This is a genomic window from Mycobacterium sp. NGS15, assembly GCF_059813245.1.
Map to the genome: position 1 here is coordinate 340,808 of NZ_JCALEF010000006.1, position 22,115 is coordinate 362,922.

General features: G+C 64.2%; 23 protein-coding genes. 11 read left to right on the forward strand and 12 right to left on the reverse strand.

The window, feature by feature from the left end; genetic code table 11:
- The first annotated feature begins 15 nt into the window (after nucleotides 1-15).
- Nucleotides 16-1,419, forward strand: a complete 1,404-nt coding sequence (locus AC5Y5C_RS19280; protein WP_499975361.1) for a class II fumarate hydratase — start codon at nucleotides 16-18, stop codon at nucleotides 1,417-1,419.
- A 20-nt stretch (nucleotides 1,420-1,439) separates the two neighbouring features.
- Here the strand turns inward: AC5Y5C_RS19280 and AC5Y5C_RS19285 are convergent, their stop codons facing one another.
- The gene (locus tag AC5Y5C_RS19285; protein ID WP_499975363.1) at nucleotides 1,440-1,964 is read right to left on the reverse strand and encodes a hypothetical protein; all 525 of its coding nucleotides are present in this window, start codon (nucleotides 1,962-1,964) and stop codon (nucleotides 1,440-1,442) included.
- 71 nt (nucleotides 1,965-2,035) lie between these two features.
- Nucleotides 2,036-2,596, reverse strand: coding sequence for an RNA polymerase sigma factor (locus tag AC5Y5C_RS19290; RefSeq protein ID WP_499976080.1), 561 nt, complete (start codon nucleotides 2,594-2,596; stop codon nucleotides 2,036-2,038).
- Nucleotides 2,597-2,745: 149 nt separating this feature from the next.
- Here AC5Y5C_RS19290 and AC5Y5C_RS19295 point away from each other — a divergent pair, with 149 nt between their 5' ends.
- From AC5Y5C_RS19295 to AC5Y5C_RS19320, 6 genes are all read left to right on the forward strand, one after another.
- On the forward strand, nucleotides 2,746-3,213 hold the full coding sequence (locus tag AC5Y5C_RS19295; RefSeq protein ID WP_499975365.1) for an Asp23/Gls24 family envelope stress response protein: 468 nt from the start codon (nucleotides 2,746-2,748) through the stop codon (nucleotides 3,211-3,213).
- The gene (locus AC5Y5C_RS19300; RefSeq protein ID WP_499975369.1) at nucleotides 3,210-3,503 is read left to right on the forward strand and encodes a hypothetical protein; all 294 of its coding nucleotides are present in this window, start codon (nucleotides 3,210-3,212) and stop codon (nucleotides 3,501-3,503) included. The genes AC5Y5C_RS19295 and AC5Y5C_RS19300 overlap by 4 nt, the downstream gene beginning before the upstream one ends.
- A 247-nt stretch (nucleotides 3,504-3,750) precedes the next feature.
- Nucleotides 3,751-3,933, forward strand: a complete 183-nt coding sequence (locus tag AC5Y5C_RS19305) for a DUF2273 domain-containing protein (protein WP_499975372.1) — start codon at nucleotides 3,751-3,753, stop codon at nucleotides 3,931-3,933.
- 2 nt (nucleotides 3,934-3,935) lie between these two features.
- Nucleotides 3,936-4,712: a hypothetical protein gene (locus AC5Y5C_RS19310; protein WP_499975375.1), complete on the forward strand. Its 777-nt coding sequence runs from the start codon at nucleotides 3,936-3,938 to the stop codon at nucleotides 4,710-4,712.
- Nucleotides 4,709-5,263, forward strand: coding sequence for a hypothetical protein (locus AC5Y5C_RS19315; protein ID WP_499975377.1), 555 nt, complete (start codon nucleotides 4,709-4,711; stop codon nucleotides 5,261-5,263). Before AC5Y5C_RS19310 ends, AC5Y5C_RS19315 begins: the two co-directional genes overlap by 4 nt.
- A 97-nt stretch (nucleotides 5,264-5,360) precedes the next feature.
- Complete coding sequence (locus tag AC5Y5C_RS19320; RefSeq protein ID WP_499975381.1) at nucleotides 5,361-5,573, forward strand: CsbD family protein; 213 nt, start codon at nucleotides 5,361-5,363, stop codon at nucleotides 5,571-5,573.
- 61 nt (nucleotides 5,574-5,634) lie between these two features.
- Here the strand turns inward: AC5Y5C_RS19320 and AC5Y5C_RS19325 are convergent, their stop codons facing one another.
- From AC5Y5C_RS19325 to AC5Y5C_RS19350, 6 genes are all read right to left on the reverse strand, one after another.
- On the reverse strand, nucleotides 5,635-7,992 hold the full coding sequence (locus AC5Y5C_RS19325; RefSeq protein WP_499975382.1) for a penicillin acylase family protein: 2,358 nt from the start codon (nucleotides 7,990-7,992) through the stop codon (nucleotides 5,635-5,637).
- A 2-nt stretch (nucleotides 7,993-7,994) separates the two neighbouring features.
- Complete coding sequence (locus tag AC5Y5C_RS19330; protein ID WP_499975384.1) at nucleotides 7,995-8,861, reverse strand: polysaccharide deacetylase family protein; 867 nt, start codon at nucleotides 8,859-8,861, stop codon at nucleotides 7,995-7,997.
- Between the two features lie 22 nt (nucleotides 8,862-8,883).
- Nucleotides 8,884-10,197: an RNA 5'-3' helicase PhoH2 gene (gene phoH2 / locus AC5Y5C_RS19335; protein ID WP_499976081.1), complete on the reverse strand. Its 1,314-nt coding sequence runs from the start codon at nucleotides 10,195-10,197 to the stop codon at nucleotides 8,884-8,886.
- Between the two features lie 366 nt (nucleotides 10,198-10,563).
- Nucleotides 10,564-11,370 (reverse strand): acyl-ACP desaturase, encoded by an 807-nt coding sequence (locus AC5Y5C_RS19340; RefSeq protein WP_499975387.1) that lies wholly within the window; start codon nucleotides 11,368-11,370, stop codon nucleotides 10,564-10,566.
- 127 nt (nucleotides 11,371-11,497) lie between these two features.
- Nucleotides 11,498-12,979 (reverse strand): glycine hydroxymethyltransferase, encoded by a 1,482-nt coding sequence (locus tag AC5Y5C_RS19345; RefSeq protein ID WP_499975389.1) that lies wholly within the window; start codon nucleotides 12,977-12,979, stop codon nucleotides 11,498-11,500.
- 31 nt (nucleotides 12,980-13,010) lie between these two features.
- Nucleotides 13,011-14,219, reverse strand: coding sequence for a DUF885 domain-containing protein (locus AC5Y5C_RS19350; protein ID WP_499976082.1), 1,209 nt, complete (start codon nucleotides 14,217-14,219; stop codon nucleotides 13,011-13,013).
- 85 nt (nucleotides 14,220-14,304) lie between these two features.
- On the opposite strand from AC5Y5C_RS19350, the gene coaA reads away from it, so the two are divergent.
- The 3 genes from coaA to AC5Y5C_RS19365 are packed head-to-tail and all read left to right on the forward strand — an operon-like array spanning nucleotide 14,305 to nucleotide 17,404.
- Entirely contained in the window at nucleotides 14,305-15,237 is a 933-nt protein-coding gene (coaA, locus tag AC5Y5C_RS19355) for a type I pantothenate kinase (RefSeq protein WP_499975391.1), read from the forward strand.
- A 38-nt stretch (nucleotides 15,238-15,275) separates the two neighbouring features.
- Nucleotides 15,276-15,680: a nuclear transport factor 2 family protein gene (locus tag AC5Y5C_RS19360; protein ID WP_499975394.1), complete on the forward strand. Its 405-nt coding sequence runs from the start codon at nucleotides 15,276-15,278 to the stop codon at nucleotides 15,678-15,680.
- 41 nt (nucleotides 15,681-15,721) lie between these two features.
- Nucleotides 15,722-17,404 carry a GMC oxidoreductase gene (locus AC5Y5C_RS19365; protein WP_499975396.1) on the forward strand — a complete coding sequence of 561 codons (1,683 nt, stop codon included), beginning with the start codon at nucleotides 15,722-15,724 and terminating at the stop codon, nucleotides 17,402-17,404.
- A gap of 74 nt (nucleotides 17,405-17,478) precedes the next feature.
- Here AC5Y5C_RS19365 and AC5Y5C_RS19370 read toward each other — a convergent pair whose 3' ends face one another.
- Complete coding sequence (locus tag AC5Y5C_RS19370; protein WP_499975398.1) at nucleotides 17,479-17,913, reverse strand: hypothetical protein; 435 nt, start codon at nucleotides 17,911-17,913, stop codon at nucleotides 17,479-17,481.
- A gap of 130 nt (nucleotides 17,914-18,043) precedes the next feature.
- On the opposite strand from AC5Y5C_RS19370, the gene AC5Y5C_RS19375 reads away from it, so the two are divergent.
- Complete coding sequence (locus AC5Y5C_RS19375) at nucleotides 18,044-18,952, forward strand: oxygenase MpaB family protein (RefSeq protein ID WP_499975400.1); 909 nt, start codon at nucleotides 18,044-18,046, stop codon at nucleotides 18,950-18,952.
- Here AC5Y5C_RS19375 and AC5Y5C_RS19380 read toward each other — a convergent pair.
- From AC5Y5C_RS19380 to AC5Y5C_RS19390, 3 genes are read right to left on the reverse strand one after another with little or no spacing between them, the layout of a single operon-like run.
- On the reverse strand, nucleotides 18,935-20,332 hold the full coding sequence (locus AC5Y5C_RS19380) for a hypothetical protein (RefSeq protein ID WP_499975401.1): 1,398 nt from the start codon (nucleotides 20,330-20,332) through the stop codon (nucleotides 18,935-18,937). The genes AC5Y5C_RS19375 and AC5Y5C_RS19380 overlap by 18 nt on opposite strands.
- A 35-nt stretch (nucleotides 20,333-20,367) precedes the next feature.
- Nucleotides 20,368-21,309, reverse strand: coding sequence for a glycine betaine ABC transporter substrate-binding protein (locus tag AC5Y5C_RS19385; protein ID WP_499976084.1), 942 nt, complete (start codon nucleotides 21,307-21,309; stop codon nucleotides 20,368-20,370).
- 14 nt (nucleotides 21,310-21,323) lie between these two features.
- A complete protein-coding gene (locus AC5Y5C_RS19390) occupies nucleotides 21,324-22,109 on the reverse strand; it encodes an ABC transporter permease (RefSeq protein WP_499975402.1) in 786 nt (261 codons plus the stop codon).
- Nucleotides 22,110-22,115: the final 6 nt, after the last annotated feature.

Below are 22,115 nucleotides of genomic sequence, written 5' to 3' on the forward strand. Positions count from 1 at the left end.
ACGAGAAGGAAGCACATGACTGACCAGCCAGGGCAGCAGTACCGCATCGAGCACGACACCATGGGCGAGGTTCGCGTGCCCGTGGAAGCACTGTGGCGCGCGCAGACACAGCGTGCCGTCGAAAACTTCCCCATCTCGGGGCGTGGCCTGGAGCGCACACAGATCCGCGCGCTCGGCCTGCTGAAGGGCGCCTGCGCCCAGGTCAATAAGGACTTGGGCCTGCTCGCAGCGGAGAAGGCCGACGCGATTATCGCTGCGGCACAAGAAATCGCCGACGGTAAGCATGACGACCAGTTCCCCATCGACGTATTCCAGACCGGTTCGGGCACCAGCTCGAACATGAACGCCAACGAGGTGATTGCCTCGATCGCCGCGATAGGTGGCACCACTGTTCACCCCAATGACGACGTGAACATGTCACAGTCCTCCAATGACACCTTCCCGACGGCTACCCACCTGGCCGCGACCGAAGCCGCTGCGCGCGACCTGATTCCGGCCCTGGAGCACCTGCAGCAGGCGCTGGCCACCAAGGCCAAGGCATGGAAGACCGTAGTGAAGTCCGGCCGCACGCACCTGATGGATGCGGTGCCGGTGACCCTCGGCCAGGAGTTCGGCGGCTACGCCCGCCAGATCGAGGCCGGCATAGAACGGGTGCGCGCGTGTCTCCCTCGATTGGGCGAGCTGCCCATCGGTGGCACCGCCGTCGGCACGGGCCTGAACGCACCCGATGGCTTCGGTTCGAAAGTTGTTGAGGTACTGAAGAAGTCAACCGGACTCTCGGAGCTGAAAACAGCCACGGATTCGTTCGAGGCGCAGGCCGCCCGTGACGGGCTGGTCGAGGCTTCCGGCGCACTCAAGACCATCGCAGCCTCGCTGACCAAGATCGCCAACGACATTCGATGGATGGGCTCGGGCCCGCTGACCGGTCTCGGCGAGATCCAGCTGCCCGACCTGCAGCCCGGCAGCTCGATCATGCCCGGCAAGGTGAACCCGGTGCTTCCCGAGGCAGTCACTCAGGTGGCCGCACAGGTGATCGGTAACGACGCCGCCATCACCGTGGGCGGACTGTCCGGGGCTTTTGAACTCAACGTGTACATCCCGGTGATGGCCCGCAACCTGCTGGAGTCGTTCACGCTGCTGGCCAACGTGTCTCGCCTCTTCGTCGACAAGTGCGTCGACGGCCTGATCGCCAACAAGGATCACCTGCGGACGCTGGCAGAGTCCTCTCCGTCGATCGTTACCCCGTTGAACTCAGCCATCGGCTACGAAGAAGCAGCCGCAGTGGCCAAGGAAGCGCTGAAGCAGCGCAAGACAATTCGCCAGACCGTCATCGACCGCGGCCTCATCGGCGACAAGCTGAGCATCGAGGAGCTGGACAAGCGCCTGGACGTGCTCGCTATGGCAAAGGTGAAAGATTAAGACCGCGTGACCATGGGTGCCTAATACGACGGCAGGACGATGTCCTCCCACGTGAGGGTTATGGTCGGCGGGTCGATACCGATGATGTCGTTGACCACTGCGGCAGCTCTCTTCCGCAGTGCGTCACCGTCATCGAGGTACGTGCGGTCACGATCGGCGGCACCGATGGCCACCAGGTCGATGCGTAGCGCCGTCAGCGCCTGTGCATCCACGTCCACATCCACGTCCACGGCGGCGATCGCCGCGGAGGCCTCGGCGGCCATCTCCGCCAACGTCGATGTCAGCACCTTCGCCAAAGCCAGATGACTGACGGTGATCCCCGGTATTGCCGTGCTGATCGGCTTGCCTCTGCGGGGCAATGACGCGACGCGATGCGCGACGGCGGCACGCAGCTGCTCGAGGGCGGATCCACCCTCGCTCCAGGGTGCTCCCGGTGCATGGCCATCTGGTCCGCCGTCGAGCTCGGCCAATCGGCGGGTAGCATCGGCAATCCATGCCGTGGCGTCAGCGACGGCATCATGGTTGTCCCCGGTTCTCGCATCCATCAGTTCTCCAGTGTTACGCGATATGCCGGGAGCTGTACAGCCGGCGGACTCAATGTGGTCTCCGTGTCCGCTCATGGGCGGAAGTCCTTCAGCGCTTCCGCCAGCCGTTTGCGGGTGCGCTGCAGGCTGCCGCGGACCGATCCCTCAGTGGTCCGGAGAACAGTCGCTATCTCCGCCAGCGGTAGGTCGTAGACCTCACGAAGCCACCAGGCCGCACGTGCCGAATAGGGCAGCTGCGACAACTCACGGCTCAGCGCGGCAAGGAAATCGCCGTCCAGGGCTCGTTCGCTAGGACCAGCGCCGATATCCGCGACTTCGGGCACGTCGTCGATATCGAAGTCGCGACGGCGCCGCCGCATCGCGTCCACGGTCTTCCGGGACGCAAGTGAGTACAACCAAGTGCGGAACTGTGACCGGAAGGCATACGACGGCAGCCCTTTCCAGGCGGCGATGAACGTCTCCTGGACGATGTCGTCATACTCTGCCCGCTCCGGATACGTGCGGGCAACGAATCTCAGCAGCGCGGGGCCGTGCCGGACGACCAGAACATCGAACGCCTCTGAATCGCCGTGCTGAGCCCGCCGAGCAAGCATCTCGTCCGACAGTGACGCCAGCAGTTCGCCCCGCGGCAAGACCGGTAGCACCACTGTGTCCCCTGTCGTCGTGAGCACGAAAATGTGCGTTAGGTCTCATCGGCGTGCGTAATACCAACCATTGCCCGACGAACTCATTGTGCCGGACGGAAATGTCCGGAAGCTGAGACAAGTCGAAGGAGAAGCTGATGACCACGGCAACCCAAACCCATGAAGTGAGTTCGTCGAAGCAGGTAGACAAGTCCAGCCAGGCCGTCGAGAAAGTCGCGAACCATGGCGTCACCACCATCGCCGACGTGGTGGTCTCCAAGATCGCTGGTATCGCCACGCGCGAGGTCGATGGTGTCTACGACCTGGGCGGCCAGGCTGCCCGCGTGGTGGGCAAGTTGCGCGAGACTCTGCCGGGTTCACCCAGCCTCACCCAGGGCGTGAGCGTCGAGGTCGGCGAACGTCAGGCAGCCATCGATATCGGGATAGTCGCCGATTACGGGATCGCCATCCATGATCTGGCCGAGGGAATTCGCAGCAACGTCATCTCCTCTGTCGAGAACATGACCGGGCTCGAGGTCACCGAGGTCAACGTCACCGTGCACGACGTGCACTTCGCCGACGGTGATGACGACTCATCCGACGCCGGAGAGCCGCGAGTCCAGTGACGGACGGGACCGCTGAGCGGGTCGATCGTGTGGTCGCGGCGGTGACCGCCGTCGATGGCGTCATCGGCCTCTATTCCGGAGGGCTCGGAGTCCCCGCCACACACCTACCCGGTCGGACGGTGCGAGGCGTGCGGCTGGGGGCCGATGGCGGAGAGGTCCATGTGGTGCTCGACCTCCGGACGGGCCTGCTCGACGTGGCCGCTCAGGTGCGCCGAGCGGCCAGTGAGGCGGCGGGCGTGCCGGTTGTTGTCGTCGTCGATGACGTGACAGTGGCCGAAGCACAGGCCTGACCGCCGTGCTCGAGATTGAACGGCAGGCGCGCCGCGAGGCCGTACGACGGCATCACCCGGATGCGGGTGGATCGGCAGAAGAGCTCATCGCAGCGCTGCTGGCTCTCGCCGATGACCGGGCCTCGCGGCGCTCCACGGTTCGGATACGGCGGACATGGCACGGCCGCCTCAGGTCCCTTGTGAGTACAGCCCGTCGGCGACGCATCCGGCGACAGCGCATCAAATATCTCGATAGGAGATGACGAGAATGAATGGAAATTATGCAGTGATAGGCCTGTTCGCGGGCCTACTGCTGGCGATCGCAGTGGTCACCGGTGGCCTCATCGGATTCCTGCTCGCCGTGGTCCTGGCGGGCGTCGGCGGTGCCGTCGGTGCGCATCTGGACGGCACCATCGACCTCACCGCGCTCGGTCGCCGCGACCGGAGTTGACCATGGTGACCACGACTGCGGTGAGTGCGGCCCGCGGTGCCACCCGCGTCCACGAGCGGGTGCGCCACCGTTTGATCGAGCATGCCGTGCTGTCGGTACCCGGGGTCGTACGCCACGGGAGTATGGCTCCGGGGCGGGCATTGCCATCGATCGCCATCGCCGATGACACACGCCCCACGGTGAACGTCAAGATCGCGGCCACATGGCCCGCTGACGGTAGGCGCGTTGTCGATGCGGTGCGGGCAGCGGTGGCTCAAGAACTGCACGAATCGCTCGGCGAAGAGCCGGCCAGCGTCAACGTGCGTATCGCGCGGATCGAGAGCAATCGCACGCCGGCCGAAGTGGCCGACGCCTACGCCGTGGGAGCCGGAGACCCGGCGGAAAGCGACACCGCGGTAGAGGTAAGCAAGAGATACCGCGGGCCGCATCGTGTCGCCGGGTCAACCATCACCAGCGTCCTCGTCGCCCTTGGACTCGTTGCCGCGGGCGTGATCGTGCTGCGCGACGCGGCGATCGGTGTGGGATGGGCAGGCGGTTCGATGTGGACCGCCACCGTGACCAGGTGGGTACAGCACGCGCACTGGATGTGGTGGACCTGGCCGACAGCCGTGGTGACGGCGATCGCGGGCCTGACCCTGCTCGTTCTCACGGTGAAGCCGCGACGCCGCACCCATATCGCGGTCGGCGACGGAATCTTGGTGCCTCATGCATCAGCTCACCGATGGCGCGACGGACACCGCGGCTCACTTCCCGAGAAGAAGGGTGGCACCAACCGGTGACGCGCACAACGCAATTCATCGACAGGCTACTCACGGCACTGCTAGGCATCGTGTTGTTGACCGGCGCGGTCTGGCTGATCGGCTACGGCACCGACACCCGCCTGGCGCGCCGGGCGGCGGCGGCAATCGACTCGCAGGCCCCGGCCCGTGCACTCGAATGGCCATGGCTGTCAGGCCTCCTCGCGGGAGCCGGACTCGTTGCCTTCCTCCTCGGGGCCGGGTTACTGCTTGCACACCTACGTCCCACATCGGTACGTACTCTTGGCGACGCCGACGGGGAAGTCGACCTGTCCCGATTGGCCGACGCGGCCGCGGATGACCTGGCGCGGCACCCCTCCGTGCAGAGTGCCCGCGCAGCGACACTCCGCGAGAAGGGCCGGCCGGTGGTCAGGGTGAGCGTGGGCGTCTCGCCCCACACGTCAACCACCGAAATCCGACGCCTCGCCCGACAATGCGGCGCCGATATTCGGCGTGCGGCCAACAATGATCTGGACTTCCAGCTCCTGGTCAAGGAGGTATCCGAGGACAAGGTTCGCCCGCAGGTCGTCTGAGCACAGGGCGAAAAGGCTTGGGTGCAAACATGAATCGAACGGCAGCACCCAGGATCAGGTAACGATCGAACACCGCCAACGGAAAGGGTTCCACGACATGGGAATTACCGACGACGCAAAGAATAAGGCCGAGGATTTGAAGGGTCGCGCGAAGGAGGCCTTTGGAGCGGCCACCGATAACGATGACCTCAAAGCCGAGGGCCAGGCGGACCAAGGAATTGCCTCCGCAAAGCAGGCGATCTCCGATGCCGCGGACAAGGTGAAAGAAGGCGTCGAGGCAGTCAAAGACAAGTTGACCGGCAAGTCTTAGTCGATGCTCTGGTGTCAGGACCGGCCTGGTGAACACCCGCCCACGCCGGTCCTGACACCAACTAGCGCGCCCGCGAGATGGTCACCGTGGAAACGGCGGTCTTGGCGACATCGTCGGCACCGAAGGCCAACGGACGCAGCTGTTCGGCGCTGAACGCCTGGGTGCCCGCATAATAGGCAGGGTTCTTCGAGTCGTCCGGGTTTCCGTAGACCAGAAGGCCTTTCGCATCCGGTCCGTCGGGACCGTATTGCAGTGCCATGATGAAACTGTCGCCCTCTTGGATGGGGTAGCCATTGAGCATCCCCGAGGCACTTGGGATGGCGCGCAGCTCCGTACCCGGTTCCAGGCGGTCGCCGGGGTTGGGTTGCGGTTCGGAGCTGGTACCCCAGGAACAGCAATCCACAATGTTGGCGGCGCCCTCGATATCGGTTCCGCCGCCGATCGGCAACAGACGGCCGGTGTGCACCTCGCGCTGCAGATACCCCAAGGGTGCATCGACGGGGATCCCGGCGCGCTGCAAGAGCCGCACGGCGGCTGCTAGTTCTGCGAGCCAGGGCTTGACATCGGCAGCCGGAACCGAGGGCGAGTCAACGGGGTTGGCCGGATCGAATCCATCCGCGAATAGTCTGCCCCGGTCTTTGCGCTCCGCCGGGGTAAACCGGGAGAGCCATTCGCGGAACACCACGGCCCCGCGCGCCGTCTTGGTGAACCTGCCGTCCCAGCCTGCCAGGGCGGAACATGCGGGCCCCAGATCGACGCCGTCGACGGTCTTGGCCGCCGTGCACGCCCGCACCAGCGGTACGCGCAGTTGGTCGGCAAGGATCGCACGGTCGGTGAACAATGCCGCACCGACATCGTCGACGGTCCACTTGCCCCGGTTCTCGGCGAGTAGTCGCGCATTGGTCTTGGTCCGGGGTGACAACATCCACCCCTCGCCGCCCTGCTGCGGCTGATAGCCGGTGAGCAGCTGATCCGGGTGAGCAAGCCACATGCTGTCATTGGCGTTGAAGACGTAGTCGCGCCGCTCCAGCTGTGGCATATGGTCGTATCCGATGAGCCCTGGTGCGGCGGCATTCTCATCGTCGGCCCAGTCGAAGAGCGAACGCGATCCATCGAGCACCACCATGCCCGCCGAGCGATACGCATCCCCGATCAGACCCGGCCTTTCGCGGTCGATCGCCCACGCGGCAAGGGCTTCCCTGGACAGGTTCGGTGTCGCCGAGCTGTCCACGATCCAGGCACGCCCGTCAGCACTCGTCGAGACGGTGTTCATCCAGGGCACACCCCGATTCGCGCGGAACACGTCCTGGAACTGATCCATGGACTCTGCGGTCGCCATGCCCAGGTATTGGGACAACGTGGTATTGGTTTCTGCGTTGGCATCGGCCATCGCCACGGCCTGCGTCCGTGTCCAGCCCGCGGTCTCCACGTCCGCGACCGGCCCGTGTTTGGTGGCGTAGAGGGTGCGACTCATCGGCGAGATGCCGTGCACGCCAGCCACTTCGATGGTGATGGGGTCGGGTGTCATGACATGGCGCCGACCGTCGACATAGTAGGCGGTGGGGTCCGACGGATCCAGGTCGTAGCGGTACAGCGCGAAGCGGCGTCCAGCTGCCACGGTGGCCGTCCACGCCACCGCGTCGGTGAATCCGAGTTGCACCAAAGGCATTCCGGACAACCCGACACCGTAGACGTTGAGCTGTCCGGGAATGCTCTGGTGCGCCTCCCAGAGGCGGTTCTCGCCCGTCCATGGGTAATGGGGGTTGGCCAACAACAGGCCACCGCCGGTGCTGGAGCGTTCCGAACCCAGGGCCCACCCGTTGCTCCCCATCCGCGGCGGAGCGGGCAACGCACCCGGGCGAGGTACCGATGCACCCGAAGGTGGCTGTGCCCTGCCGATTTCGGTGATCATGGAGATGCTGGACACCGTCATCACGACATCGGAGAAGTGCGCGTACAGGTCCTGCGCGGTAATCGGCCTGACCCAACCAGCTCCGTCGCACCAGCCACCGTTCACGCCGTTGACCGCCAACGACTCGTTGAACCCCGCGACGTATCCGTCGACCAGTTCACGCACTCTGACCGGCTGGCCGGCCCAACGCTTGGGCGCGTTCTCCCACAGTTTCAGGTGACGGTAACCGAAGTCCATGTCGATGTTCCGGTTGTCGGCGCCCGGCCCAAGCCACTTACTGCGCTCACCGCGCACCTTGACGATCTGGTCGATCAGGGTGCAAGCACGGTCCTCACCGAACGCGTAACCCGTGCCGTAACCCAGCGAGCCCCAATCATCGGCGCTGACATGCGGGACACCACGTTCGTCGCGGTTGATCGTCGCCGAATAGCGCTGCGGGGCGGGAAGTACGACGCCGGCGGGTCCGACAAGGAGTGCCGTGATCAACACCAAAGCGACGAGGCGCACCCCTATTGCCCGACGGCCGGCCCACCCGCACCCTGGTTGGGCAGGTCGGTAATGGGAATATTGGTCGCGGGCAGCGGCGAAGGGGTGTTCGGCAGCGGCGGAATCTCCGACGCCGGAATGTCTTTCAGGAGGTTCACAGGTGGACCGTTATCCCGGCTTCCGTAACTGCTGCCGGGCTCACGCGGGCCGAGCAACTTCGTGACGGTCACCGCATGGTAACCGTTGGCTCTGAGCACCGGAAGGAACTGCTCGACGAGATCCACTGTGCTCGAATAGGTGTCGTGGAAAAGCACCACGGACCCCGGCTTGATCTGCGACATCAGGATGGCGCGGGTGGCATCGGTGTTCGAGTCATTGGCCCAGTCGAACGGAATGACGTCCCAGTTGATATCGGCCAGGCCCTGCTTCTTGGCTTCGGCCAGCACCTGATCGTTGACCAGACCACCAGCGGTGCGGAAGAGCTTGGGGCGCTGACCCGTGGCCGCTTCGATGGCGTCGCTGGCCTTGCTCAGCTGGCCCGCGATTGCCTCCGGCGGGATGGTCGTCATGTTGGGGTGTTCCCAGGTATGGCTGCCGAGCTCCATCCCGGCGTCCACGACCCGCTTGGCGCCCGCCGGATCCCGCTGGACCTTGTTGCCGATTTCGAAGAAAGTCGAGTGCGCGCCATTGGCCCGCAAGATGTCCAGCAGCCGGTCGGTAAACGGACTCGGCCCGTCGTCAAAGGTCAGCGCCACGCACTTCTCGCTTTGGCAGTCCACCGGCTCGGCCAGGGCGCGCTGCTTGTCGGTGACGACGATCGCGGCCGCGATCAAACTTCCCACAGCGGCCGCGACCATCGTCCACCGAAAGACATCACGCTTTGATAGCACGCCCAACAGCGTAACCGTCAGTTCACGGGGCGAGCCCGGGCCCAAACTCCTCCAGCATCTCTGTGACCAGCGCGGCGATGGGTGAACGCTCACTACGCACCAGCGTGACGTGCGCGAACAGCGGATGGCCCTTGAGCTTCTCGATCACCGCGGCCACACCGTCGTGACGACCGACACGCAAGTTGTCGCGCTGTGCGACGTCATGAGTGAGCACCACACGCGAGCCACTGCCCAACCGCGACAGCACCGTCAGGAGCACGTTGCGCTCCAGGGACTGCGCCTCGTCGACGATCACAAAGGAGTCGTGCAGGGACCGCCCGCGGATGTGCGTCAGCGGAAGCACCTCGAGCATGCCGCGCGCGAGCACTTCTTCGATGACTGCCGGTGACGCCAGCCCTTCGAGGGTGTCGAAGACGGCCTGCGCCCACGGGCCCATCTTCTCGCTCTCGCTGCCCGGCAGATACCCCAGTTCCTGACCGCCGACGGCATACAGCGGGCGGAACACCACTACCTTGCGGTGGCTACGCCGCTCCAGCACCGCTTCCAGTCCTGCGCACAGCGCCAGGGCCGATTTGCCGGTGCCGGCCTTGCCGCCGAGAGAGACGATGCCGACCGACTCGTCGAGCAGGATGTCCAATGCCACACGCTGTTCCGCGGAGCGCCCGCGTAGTCCGAAGACCTCACGATCACCGCGGACCAGCTGCACCCGCTTCTCTGCGTTGACCCGGCCAAGAGCGCTAGAGGTGCCGCCGAGCAGCCGGATTCCGGTGTGGCACGGGAGATCTCGTGCTGCTTCCAGATCAGCCTCCCCGGCGTCGAAGAGCGAGTCGATGACATCAGGCGCCGTGTCCAGCTCGGCCATACCCGTCCAGCCCGAGTTCACCACGTCCTGAGCCCGGTACTCGTCGGCGGCCAAGCCCACCGCACCGGCCTTGACACGCAGCGGAATGTCCTTGCTCACCAACGTAACCAGCTTGCCCTCGGCGGCGAGATTGAGCGCGCATGCCAGGATCCGAGAGTCGTTGGAGTCGGTGCGGAAGCCCACGGGCAGCACCGAGGGATCGGTGTGATTCAGCTCGACGTGCAGCGAACCACCTTCTGTCCCAACAGGAATTGACTGATCGAGACGGCCGTATTCCAGCCTCAGATCGTCAAGCATCCGCAACGCAGTGCGGGCGAACCAACCCAGCTCATGATGATGACGTTTGCCTTCCAGCTCACTGATCACCACCAGCGGGATCACTACCTCGTGTTCGGCGAATCGGTTTGTGGCCCAAGGGTCGGACAACAACACCGAGGTGTCGAGCACATAGGTACGGATTGTCCCAGGGTTCATTGAAGCAGTCACCGAGCGCTCCTGACATCCGTGCGGCACCACACGCGATCTGTCGTGGACGCGGTCGGTACCGTGTGTGGACGCCTCATGAGACCGTCCACATCAGGACCGGGGCCGGTCCTGTCGCTCTCGCCACGATCAGTACCTCCCGGATAGCAAAGCATGTCGCTAGCCATCGCTTTTGACGCTACTCGCACCTACACGTAGATGCCGCGCACCGATTCGAGCGTGTTGACTAACACCGGGTTAACGCCGGTTACAGGCGTGCGGCGGGGTCCTCAAATGAGTCGAGCGCATACCAGGTGCACATGAATCGCCCGGATTCTGTGCGTGCGGTATGCGCTCGGCGAACAGGCAGCTCCGCTATCAGAGCCTCTCGGTCACGCCCCACTTGTCGGTGAGCTCGCGCACCACGTCCTGCACGGTGACCTCGTCGATGATTCCGGCCTCGGCCACGGAGGCGACCTTGTCCTCGTAACCATCGATGTCGGCGCCGATGACCTTCAGTTCGGCAGCGCGGGCCTTGATGGCAGCGATGGTGTCCTCAGGGTAAAGCCGCAGGCATTCGAGCACGATATTGCTGTAAATCTGCTCATGGCGGCGCTCATCCTTCTCGATATTCGCGAGCAGGCCCTTGAGCACATCGTCGTCGGCCTGCGCGGCCAGATTCCTGACGAACACCGCGTGCATCTGCTCGAAGAACGCGTTGAACACCAGGGTCTCGATCTGGTTGAACGAGTCGGCCCGGTAGCCCTTCATAACGTGAGCCAGCCGAGTGTCCTCGTCGGCGTTGGGATCGGCATTGCGGGTCACCACCAGGTACTCACGCAGCGTGATGGCGTGCAGGTTCTCCTCGGCGGTCCAGCGCCCGATGAAATCGGCCCACGGAATGACCTCCAGCGAGAAATGCTCGACCATTTCGCGGTGGTAGCCCGCCAGGTTGTCCTTGGTGATCAGCAGGATCTGGATAGCGTCGACAACAGCCTTGGGCAGCTTGACGTCAGAGGGTTCCCAGTCGCGTCCACCCAGGAAGGCGAAGTTCTCGCCCTGGTCATAGGGGACGTGCTCATGGGAGTACCAAAGCTCCGCGGTGTCGCGGTGGCGATCGATGTTCTCGGCGACGACATCCGTCAGCTCAAGAGTCAACGCATTGGGTACAGGTTTCTGTGCCATGCGGTAACACTAACCGGACGCGTCAGAAATGTGAAATCGCCACGCGACTCTTCGCGAGCATAAGTAAAAGCCCCCGAAACACCAGCGTGCCGGGGGCTTTTACGTTGAGCCGTGGTGACTAAAGACCCTAGAGAGTGAGGCCCGGATACAGCGGGTTGGCAGCCAGCAGCTCGGCCGAAGCAGCCTTCACGCGGTCCGCGACGCCGTCGGCAAGCGTGTACTTCGCCTTGGAAGAACCAGCCGCGCCTCCCGCCGGACTCGTGTTGGACAGCACGTCGACCACGAGCTCGGCCACCTTGTCGAACTCGTCGCCATCGAAACCGCGGCTGGTGAGCGCCGGGGTGCCGAACCGGATGCCGCTGGTGTACCAGGCTCCGTTGGGATCGGCTGGGATGGCGTTGCGGTTGGTGACGACGCCGGCGTCCAGCAGGGCCGATTCTGCCTGACGCCCGGTGAGCCCGAAGGACTGCACGTCGAGCAGCACCAGGTGGTTGTCGGTACCACCGGTGACCAGGCGTGCACCCCGCTTCAGGAAGCCCTCGGCGAGCGACTTGGCGTTATCGGCGACACGCTGGGCGTACGCCTGGAACGAGGGCTGACGCGCCTCGGCCAGAGCGACAGCCTTGGCCGCCATCACGTGCGACAGCGGTCCGCCCAACACCATGGGGCAGCCCTTGTCGACGGCGTCGGAGTACTCGGCGGTGGCCAGCACCAGGCCACCGCGGGGCCCGCGCAGCGACTTGTGGGTGGTGGTCGTGGTGATGTGGGCGTGCGGCACCGGATCCTCGTCGCCGGTGAAGACCTTCCCGGCGACGAGGCCGGCGAAGTGCGCCATGTCCACGAACAAGGTGGCGCCCACCTCGTCGGCGATCTCGCGCATCTTGGCGAAGTTCACCCGGCGCGGGTACGCGGAGTAACCACCCACCAGCACCAGCGGCTTGAACTCGCGTACCGCCGCGGCCAGCGCATCGTAGTCCAGCAAGCCGGTCTCCGGATCGGTGCCGTAGCTGCGCTGGTGGAACATCTTTCCCGAGATGTTCGGGCGGAAGCCGTGGGTGAGGTGGCCGCCGGTGTCCAGTGACATACCCATCAGGCGCTGGTTGCCGTACTGATGGCGCAGCTCCTCCCAATCGGTTTCGGATAGGTCGTTGACGTTGCGCACGCCCTTTTCTGCGAGGGCCGGCGCCTCCACCCGAGTGGCCAGGATCGCCCAGTAGGCAACGAGATTGGCGTCGATTCCCGAGTGCGGCTGGGCGTAGGCGTACGGCGCGCCGAACAACTCGCGGGCATGCTCGGCGGCCAGCGCCTCAACGGTGTCGATGTTCTGGCAGCCGGCATAGAAGCGGTGGCCGATGGTTCCCTCGGCGTACTTGTCGGAAAGCCAGGTGCCCATGGTGAGCAAGACGGCGGGCGAGGCGTAGTTCTCGCTGGCGATCAGCTTGAGCGAATCGCGTTGGTCGGCAAGCTCTTTGCGGGTCGCGTCCGCGATCCGCGGTTCGATGGTCTCGATGACCTCGAGCGCCGAACGGTACGCGGCGCTGGCGGTCTCGGCGTACTGCGCGCCCTGCGCAATATCAACGGACGTCGAAGAAGAGCCGGAAGTCGTCATGCCCCTCAGCCTAGTCGGCGCCTATACCCGGCTATAGGAGGGTGGACGCCACCAGGGGCTCGTCAAGCAGCCGCCCGAAGCGGGTCGCGACGGACTGCTCGGGCGGACGACGGTCCAGCCATCCCTTCAACAATTGATAGCCCTCGACGTAGGTGGAGATGTACGCGCGCCACAGTGGCGAGGACAGGAATTTGAGCATGTGCCGAGCCCGCTCGTCGGGTACCAGCAGCCACCGTTTCAGGAATGCGATGACGTCCTCGACGTCGCGGTGCTCGTCATGCAGCATCAGGGCCGCGTCTTGGCGGACGTTGATCAGCCCGGCCCGTGCCCGGCTCATGGCCTGCGCCTGTTCACCATCGAAGCGCAGCCCGAGGTCGGCGTAGATCTCTTGGGCCCACAGCCCCCAGTCCTCGCCGACCGCCGCGTAGAGGGCGAGGTCGGCGAGTCCCTCGGCCATCAGGCACTGCGGCGTATTGACCAGGAATATAGTTTGCTCAGCTTGTTCCCCGATCCGCACGAGGCCGGCTTCCTTGCGGCAGTGCTCGGTGTGGTGCCCGGGGTAGGACTCGTGGGCGATGAGGGCGGGCACATTGTTCAAATACTGCTTGAGATCGGAATTGACGGCGACCGTCGAGCGGTAGTTGCCCTCGTAGTAGTTGAATCCCGACCAGGGTTTGTCGCTGACGATCTCGTACGTCACCGTCTCTGTGTCGGGAAGCGGAAATTCCGCACGCACCCGGTCGCGCAGTGCGCTGGAGAAGGCGTTCACACATTCCTGCAGGCGGCTGGGATCGATCTCCTGGGACTTGTCGTAGGCGGTTTTGCGCTCCAGTAGCGAACCGCCTTCCGGCAGAACGCTTTCGAGGGCCTCATGTGCTTGCTTATAGCGCTCCTCGTCACCCTTCGCGATACGCACGTCAAAATAAGCGTGCACCTCGTCGACAAAGCCGATGTCCTCGCCCGCGAACTTGCGCCCGGCACAGGCCAGCGCCTTCAAGTGGGTGTCGATGAAGGCCTTGCGCACCGCATCGAGATCGCTGGCGGCCAGCTCGCCCCGCAGCGACTCGGCCTGGCGGGCCAGGTCCGCCGGGTGGGGGGTGGGCTCGTTCTCGACACGCTGCCGCAGCGCGGGGGCACCCGTGAACGAGTCGACGTATCCGCTTTCGATGCGGTCAAACCGCAGCCCAAGCAGCAGGTATTCATTGACTAGGCTGTTCTCCGACCCGCCGTTATCGCCCATGTCACACAACCCTAGTGCCGCGTTCATGGAGGGTTCCTGCAAGACTTGCGTTCATGTCGTCGGTCTTCGCGCGAGCGGCTCATCCATGCCGCGGCTGAGCGAGCCGAGCCCCTATGTGGAGTTCGACCGGAAACAGTGGCGCGCGCTGCGCAAATCCACGCCGCTGGTCCTCACCGAGGAAGAGCTCATCGGCCTGCGTGGTCTGGGCGAACAGATAGACCTGACCGAGGTCGCCGAGGTCTACCTGCCGCTGGCTCGTCTCATCCATCTCCAGGTGGCCGCCCGGCAGCGGCTCTTTGCCGCCACCGCGACCTTCCTCGGAGACCAGCATCCGGACCGCCTGGTCCCCTTTGTCATCGGAGTGGCGGGCAGCGTCGCGGTCGGCAAGTCGACAACGGCCCGCGTGCTGCAGGCACTGCTTGCGCGCTGGGACCACCATCCCCGGGTGGACCTGGTGACCACCGACGGCTTCCTCTACCCTAATGCCGAGCTCTCTCGACGGAATATCATGCACCGCAAAGGATTTCCCGAGAGTTACAACAGACGCGGACTGTTGCGATTTGTCACCGAGGTCAAATCGGGCGCGCACGAGGTCTGCGCGCCGGTGTACTCACACCTGCTGTACGACATCATCAAGAACGAGAAACACGTTGTCCAGCAACCCGATATCCTGATTCTCGAGGGCCTGAACGTACTGCAGACCGGGCCGACCCTGATGGTCTCGGACCTATTCGACTTCTCGATCTACGTGGACGCACGCATCGAGGACATCGAACAGTGGTACATCTCCCGATTCCTGGCGATGCGCTCCACGTCATTCGCAAATCCATCCTCGCATTTCCACCACTACGCCAAACTGTCCGATAAGCAGGCAACCCTTGCGGCACAGGAAATTTGGCATTCGATCAACCTGCCAAACCTGTTGGAGAACATCCTGCCGACCCGGCCACGCGCGACGCTGGTGTTACGCAAGGACGCCGACCACTCGATCAACCGGCTACGCCTGCGCAAGCTGTAGACACTCACACAAAGTAGACCGACTGGTATATTCGCCTCATGATCAACAACGTGGTTGAAACCTGGCACGGCATTATTTCCGGCGCGAACCCGGAAGCACTCGACGGCCTGCTGGCCGAGGATGTTGTCTTCTACTCCCCCGTGGTGTTCACCCCTCAGCGCGGCAAGGCAGTCACCGCTATGTACCTGCTGGCCGCGTTCGCGACGCTCGCCGGAGCCGACAACGACTTCCACTACGTCAAGGAAGTTCTCGATGGGAACACCGCGGCCCTGGAGTTCGAGTCTCGGCTCGGCGGGCCAGACGGCACGTACGTCAACGGGGTCGACATCATCACCTGCGACGACGCCGGCAAGATCATCGAGTTCAAGGTCATGATCCGCCCGCTGCAGGCCATCAACGCGATCCACGAGAAGATGCGTGCGGCTCTAGAAGCCGCGTCCTGATTTCCAGTGCGTCAGCGGCAACCAACCAGTAGGTTGACCGCATGGACTATGACTACGACGTGGTCGTCATCGGGTCCGGTTTCGGTGGGAGCGTTGCGGCCCTCCGCCTTACCGAAAAGGGCTACCGAGTCGGCATACTAGATATGGGAAAACGCTGGAAACGCGAGGATTTTCCCCCGAACAACTGGCACGTTCGCAAGGCGATGTGGGCACCCGCGCTCGGGTGCTTCGGACCGCAGCGACTTACCGTGTTGGGCAAGACCTTCATCGCCAGCGCGGTGGGCGTGGGCGGTGGATCGCTGATCTACGGCAACACGCTGTATGAACCGCTGGAGCAGTTCTACACCGATAAGCAGTGGGCGCATATCACCGACTGGAAGTCCGAACTGGCGCCCTATTACGACCAGGCCAGCCGGATGCTCGGAGTCGCGCAGACTCCGCACACCACCCCACCCGATGAGGTGCTACTCGCCGTCGCCAAGGACCTGGGCGTGGAGGACACCTACCACCCCACCAATGTGGGGGTGTTCTTCGGCGATGAGCCGGGCAAGACCGTGCCGGATCCGTTCTTCGGCGGCGCCGGCCCCGAACGCTCCGGCTGCATCGGCTGTGCTGCCTGTATGACCGGCTGCAAGCACAACGCCAAGAACACCACCGAGACCAACTACCTGTATCTCGCGGAACACGCTGGCGCAGAAATACATCCGCTTACCGAGGTGCTCGACGTCCGGCCCCTGCAGGATCGTGAGGGCTATGCGGTCAGCACCAAACAGACCGGGCGGCTGGTACGCAAGAAGAAGCGCACGTTCACCGCACAGCATGTGGTGTTCTCGGCGGCATCGCTGGGAACCCAGCGGCTGCTGCACAAATTCAAGGATGCAGGGTCGCTGCCCAACCTGTCGGATCGTCTGGGCGAACAGACCCGCACCAACTCCGAATCCGTGCCCATCGTCTATTCCCCTACCCGCGATGACTTCTCGCAAGGCGTCGCCATTACCTCGTCGATCCACCCTGAACCCAACACCCATGTCGAGGTGGTCCGATATGGGGAAGGCTCGACCTTCCTGAGCATGTTGGGCACCAACATGGTTGACGGCGGCCCGTGGCGTTTCGCGCGCACCTGGCTGGCCAACGTGCGGCACCCTGCCATGGTGTTCCGATCAATGTTCCCCTACCGCGCCGCGCAGCACTCCATCATCGTGCTGGTGATGCAGTCGTTGGACAACTCGCTGACCACCTATCTCAAGAGCGGACTGTTCGGCAAGAAGATGACCACCAAACAGGGCTCGGGAGAACCGAACCCGGATTGGATCCCGGTCGCGCACGACGTCGCACGGCGGATGGCCGACAAGGTCGACGGATACGCGGGCAGCACCCACCTGGATTCGATGAACATCCCGCTGACGGCGCATTTCATCGGCGGCTGCCCCATCGGCGACTCCCCCGAGACCGGTGTCATCGATCCGTACCAGCGGGTCTACGGCTACCCGGGACTACACATCGCCGACGGATCAGCGATCTCGGCGAACCTGGGCGTCAACCCGTCGTTCACCATCACGGCTCAGGCCGAGCGCGCCATGGCATTCTGGCCCAACAACGGTGAGCTGGACCCGCGGCCGCAGTTGGGTTCGCCCTACAAGCGCCTCTTCCCGGTGCAGCCCAACCATCCGACCGTTCCCGAGTCCGCGCCGGGCGCCCTGCGGTTGCCGCTGACACCGGTCTAGGCATGATGGTGCCGGGCCACCAAGCGGGTGGCCCGGCACCGGCTCACCCCGGAAGCGGGTGAGCATATGGGCGGCTACGCGGAGCGCAGGCGCCGTAGTCCGAGGAATTGGATGTCCGCCATGACGGCGGTGTAGATACCGAACACGATGCAGAGCGTCACGCCGGCGGTGGTCAGCGGCACCCATGTCATGACGCCCGCCAACACGTAGAGCACCGTCGCCAGCAGGTTGCCGACGATGTAGACGACGCCGATTGCGGGGAGCTTCGACCTATCGGCGCGGCTCAACACATATGCCAGCACCCCGTATCCGATGAGCGCGGCGGCATGTGCCACCTGAAATGCCAGCGAGGGACCCAGCGGTTCGACGAGCCATTTCGCGGCGATCAGGAGAACGACGGCGACGGTACCGGTCGCGATGCCGTCGATGGCGACGCCGAATCGCAGGAGCGAGTCGGGTTGAGCGAAGCGGGTGCGAAGTACCGAGGCGTTCTCTGAAGCTACGGACATGGGGGACTCCTTGTGAGAAAGCTCTGTGCGAAAGTTGACACCACCGACACTGCCGCCGATGCACTGCCATCTCGACATTCGGCACTGCCAATTCCTGCCAATTCATCGCCGGCTGTGCCATCATCTGAGGATGACAACAGCCGATGTCATCTCTACTGCACCCGGCGCTAAGCTTGGCCGTCGTTCATTGTTATGGCGCTGGGCCGGTGATATGCGCATCGCTCTCACCGGTGGCACTGCCGGGCTCCTGCAGACGATGGATCCCGCCATCGGCTACGCCCTGATCGAGCACTCGAACTTCTTCGCCGACCCCGTGGACAGGGTGTTCCGCTCGCTACCACCGATCCTCGGGACCGTGTACGACGACCCCGCGGATGGGACCGGCATGAAGGTGCGGGACTTTCACCGCGATATCAAGGGCATCCAGCCCGATGGCGTCCGGTATCACGCGCTGAACCCGTCGACCTTCTGGTGGGCTCATGCAACATTTCAGGTGATGGTCGAACAGACCATCGACCGGTACTCCCGCTATCGACTGTCCGACACCGAACGTGAGCAGCTCTACCAGGAGGGGGTCGAATGGTATCGCCGGTACGCGATGAGCGAGCAGCCGCTGCCGCCGAATAGGGCCGCGTTCCAAGAAGAGTGGGACCGATACTGCGACGAGGTGCTCGCGCCCAACCCCGCGGCCGACTACCTGATGAAGGTCATCGAAGGACGTGCCGTCCCCGATATGAGCAAGTCGCCGTACCTCCCGGTGGCGTCCTATTTGAAGCCGGCCGCGAGACTTGCCTTGCCTACGGCGCCGATGCGTATGGCGTTGGCACCACCGCTTCGGCTGACCATCTATGGTGGCTTGCCACCCCAGGTGCGCAAGCGTTTTGGGATCCGCTGGAACCTGGCCGACGAGACGGCTTATCGCGCGCTATTGCGCGCCGTGCCGCTGGTGTGGCCGTTCATCCCAACGTCGTGGCGATGGCATCCGGGCAGTCATGCCGGATGGCGGCGCGAACGGGGACGGCTACCGCGAAACTGGTGATGAGCCATTGGCGCGAAGACCATTCGGCACCGGGGCGGTCTGCACGCGCAGGTCCGCGGCGATGAGCTTGGCGGCGGCATTCTGCCAGTTATGCAGTGACCGCTGCGGCACCTCGGTGACCAGCCACTGCCACGCTTGACGCGATACCGGGTCCAGTCCCGCGGCCGTCGCGCCCTGCGCATATGCCCGCACGCCCATGACGTACGGGAAGTACAGGGCGTTGTAGTAGCGCCACTGGTCAGTGGTGCCGAAGTCCCCGTCGTCCCGGGGTTTGAGCCGCGAGATGGATTCGGCAAGAACTGCTCTGAGCTCATTGGCGCGCTCGACGGGCTGATCGGAGGCGCCACGGCCCGCAAGCCGTTCATCGATGACCGGCAGCGCAGCGAGCGGGCTGGCCACGAGTTTGGCCAGATCGCCGTAGTGGCTCAGTGCCCGGCGTGTCAGGCGGGCGAACGTCTCGTCATCGAGGCCGTCGATGGGTGATGCCGATTTCAGCGGCAATGCCGCCTCCGTGTTACGCAGCTCGGAACGCTCGTGACGCAGCTGCGGCGAGCGCGAGAAGGCCAGGCGGTCAAGGAAGTCGGCGAAGGGGCCCGATTGCACCTGAATGCAGACGGCCAGGCCGACGCTGGTGAACAACAGCACCACGAGAGCGACCGACTGGCCGACGACGGCAATGCCGATCATGGCCTGAGCACCGAACAACGCCCCGACGAGGATCGAGGCGGCGAAGGAGCGCAGCATGTCACCACGCAGCGCCTGCCCCTCGTCAAAGGCGTCCCACAGCGCAACCCCCAGACCGAGCAGCACCAGGTCGAAACCAGTCGACGCCAGTGCCAACCAACTCGGCAGGATACCGAGCGGGATGATCAGCTGAGCATCACCCAGCGTGAAGAACATGGTGGCGACCAGGACGACGCCGCGTGCCGAACCGGGTATCGATGCGCGTCGCCGGAACAACAAGATGGCGGCACCAATGGCGGCGGTCCCATTAGCGCAGAACATGATCCAGTGCCCGAGTTGTGCGGGACCCGCGATGGTGCCGGCCAGCGAAGCCCCCACCAGGAGCACCACGGCCAAGACGGCACCGGGTATGGCCATCGCGGCGCGATCACGCCACCGGTCACCGGTGTTGGTGAGTTCAAGCAGCACCAATAGCCAGGCGACACTCGGGATGATCGCAGTGAAAACCTCGATGCGGCCCAGGAGTTCGGCATCAGATCCCGGAGTGACCCGGATCGCGTCGAGCGCGACGACGACGGAGAAACCGATCAGTCCGAGCGCCGCGAGGACGAGGACGGGCTTTCGGGGGTTGCGCGCGAGCAGGTAGAGGCCCAGCCACCAGCTGAGCCCGAAGACCAGTGCCGACATCGCCACCATCACTACCAGTGTGACAGGTGCCGGATTATCACGAGCTAGCGGCTGAGCAGACCCTGGTCGACCAGCCAGTCGCGTGCCACGATCGCGGGGTCTTCACCGGCCGAATCGACCTTGGCATTCAGCGCCAGCATGGTGTGGTTGGTCAGCCGCGGGTTGAGCAGCGCGAAAATCTCGCTCAACTCCGGATGGGCCGCCAAGAGGTCGGCATCGATCACCTCGGTGAGGTTGTACAACGGGAAGAAGTGCCGATCGTCCTCCAGTACCCGCAGCTTGAGCGCCGGAATACGCCCGTCTGTGGTGAATACTTCACCGAAGTTGCACTCGCCCTTGGCGGTGGCGGAGTACACCACTCCCACGTCCAGGTTGGTGACCCGGCCCAATTGCCCGGTCGACAGGCCGTAGGTCCTGAGCATCGGCACGAAACCGTCGTTTCGGCTGGCGAATTCGCTTTCCACACAAAACGTCAGATCGTTACGCAACACGCGGCGCAGATCCGACAGTTTTGTCACTCCTAATCGTTCAGCCTCCGATTCACGGATGGCGAACGCGTACGTATTGTTCATGGGCGCCGGGGGCAACCAGACCAGACGGTTGGCGGCATCCTCCTTGTTGACAGCCTGCCACTGCGCGACGGGATCCTTGATGGGGTCGGCATGCCCCAGGTAGTTGATCCACCCGGTTCCGGTGTATTCGGGCGACACATTGGCCACCCGCGTCAGCATTGATTGCCGCACGCCGAAGCTGCCGGGAATGTTGGTCATGTTCGTGACGCTGGCACCGGCCGCGTTGAGAATGATCGCGACAATATTGCCCAGAACCAGCTGTTCGGTGAAATCCTTTGCCGCGACAGTAATATTGACATCGTGAAGCGAGTCATAGTGCTGGATCAAGCCCGGCTTGGCCGCTAGCACCGCACCGCTCGCGGACTGCAGGCCGCAACCCGCCGGTAATACCATGGCCACGCAGAGAAACGCCATCAGCCGAGAACGCATCACAGTCCCCCTGGCGCAGCGATGATCTCGACAACGCGCGCGAGCCAGTCGATGAACAATGCGAGAGCGGCCACCAGGATCGCACCCACGACCAAGGTCACCGGCTGTTGCAGCTTGATGCCGGTCGTGATCAGCTGGCCCAGTCCGCCGGCGCCGGTGAATGACGCCAGCGCGGCCGTACCGACGATCAGTACCAATGCGGTGCGCACCCCGGCGACGATCACACGCAATGCCAGCGGCAGCTCGACCCGCAACAGAGTGGACCGGGCCGACATTCCCATCCCGCGCGCAGCCTCCACAAGACGCGTATCGACACCGTCGAGCCCGATCACGGTATTGGCGACGATGGGTAACGCGCCGTAGACAGTCAGGGCAACAACCGCACCGACACCGCCGATGCCGAAAAACACCGCACCGAGAGCGATCAGTCCTATAGCCGGTGCAGCCTGGCCGAATCCCACCAATGTGGTGATCGCCTTCGCATACCGACGAACGGGCCTGCGCGTCAATGCAATACCGAGCGGAATCGCAACGACGCAGGTAAGCACCGTCGCGGCGACGCTGATCGCCATGTGCTGCCCGAGCAGGACGAGCAGATTCGACATCGCCAGCGAGCGCTTTTCCGATACAGACACATCCGCGAGATTCACGTAGACGAGCGAACCCGCCACGGCCACAACGCATGCCAGCGGCTGCAATAACTGCCGGCCTGCCAGCGCCCGCTTTCTACCAGCGGCCGGCGCTGATGCCGGTGACTCGGTGGCAGCGATGATAGACGTCGTCATGTGGGT

What these genes read in the sequence shown, in the direction of transcription:
- AC5Y5C_RS19280 (WP_499975361.1), top strand. Translation starts at nt 16, where the DNA reads ATGACTGACCAGCCAGGGCAGCAGTACCGCATCGAGCACGACACCATG.
- AC5Y5C_RS19285 (WP_499975363.1), bottom strand. Translation starts at nt 1,964, where the DNA reads ATGGATGCGAGAACCGGGGACAACCATGATGCCGTCGCTGACGCCACG.
- AC5Y5C_RS19295 (WP_499975365.1), top strand. Translation starts at nt 2,746, where the DNA reads ATGACCACGGCAACCCAAACCCATGAAGTGAGTTCGTCGAAGCAGGTA.
- AC5Y5C_RS19305 (WP_499975372.1), top strand. Translation starts at nt 3,751, where the DNA reads ATGAATGGAAATTATGCAGTGATAGGCCTGTTCGCGGGCCTACTGCTG.
- AC5Y5C_RS19310 (WP_499975375.1), top strand. Translation starts at nt 3,936, where the DNA reads ATGGTGACCACGACTGCGGTGAGTGCGGCCCGCGGTGCCACCCGCGTC.
- AC5Y5C_RS19320 (WP_499975381.1), top strand. Translation starts at nt 5,361, where the DNA reads ATGGGAATTACCGACGACGCAAAGAATAAGGCCGAGGATTTGAAGGGT.
- phoH2 (WP_499976081.1), bottom strand. Translation starts at nt 10,197, where the DNA reads ATGAACCCTGGGACAATCCGTACCTATGTGCTCGACACCTCGGTGTTG.
- AC5Y5C_RS19340 (WP_499975387.1), bottom strand. Translation starts at nt 11,370, where the DNA reads ATGGCACAGAAACCTGTACCCAATGCGTTGACTCTTGAGCTGACGGAT.
- AC5Y5C_RS19345 (WP_499975389.1), bottom strand. Translation starts at nt 12,979, where the DNA reads ATGACGACTTCCGGCTCTTCTTCGACGTCCGTTGATATTGCGCAGGGC.
- AC5Y5C_RS19350 (WP_499976082.1), bottom strand. Translation starts at nt 14,219, where the DNA reads ATGGGCGATAACGGCGGGTCGGAGAACAGCCTAGTCAATGAATACCTG.
- coaA (WP_499975391.1), top strand. Translation starts at nt 14,305, where the DNA reads ATGCCGCGGCTGAGCGAGCCGAGCCCCTATGTGGAGTTCGACCGGAAA.
- AC5Y5C_RS19360 (WP_499975394.1), top strand. Translation starts at nt 15,276, where the DNA reads ATGATCAACAACGTGGTTGAAACCTGGCACGGCATTATTTCCGGCGCG.
- AC5Y5C_RS19365 (WP_499975396.1), top strand. Translation starts at nt 15,722, where the DNA reads ATGGACTATGACTACGACGTGGTCGTCATCGGGTCCGGTTTCGGTGGG.
- AC5Y5C_RS19370 (WP_499975398.1), bottom strand. Translation starts at nt 17,913, where the DNA reads ATGTCCGTAGCTTCAGAGAACGCCTCGGTACTTCGCACCCGCTTCGCT.
- AC5Y5C_RS19375 (WP_499975400.1), top strand. Translation starts at nt 18,044, where the DNA reads ATGACAACAGCCGATGTCATCTCTACTGCACCCGGCGCTAAGCTTGGC.
- AC5Y5C_RS19380 (WP_499975401.1), bottom strand. Translation starts at nt 20,332, where the DNA reads ATGGTGGCGATGTCGGCACTGGTCTTCGGGCTCAGCTGGTGGCTGGGC.
- AC5Y5C_RS19385 (WP_499976084.1), bottom strand. Translation starts at nt 21,309, where the DNA reads ATGGCGTTTCTCTGCGTGGCCATGGTATTACCGGCGGGTTGCGGCCTG.
- AC5Y5C_RS19390 (WP_499975402.1), bottom strand. Translation starts at nt 22,109, where the DNA reads ATGACGACGTCTATCATCGCTGCCACCGAGTCACCGGCATCAGCGCCG.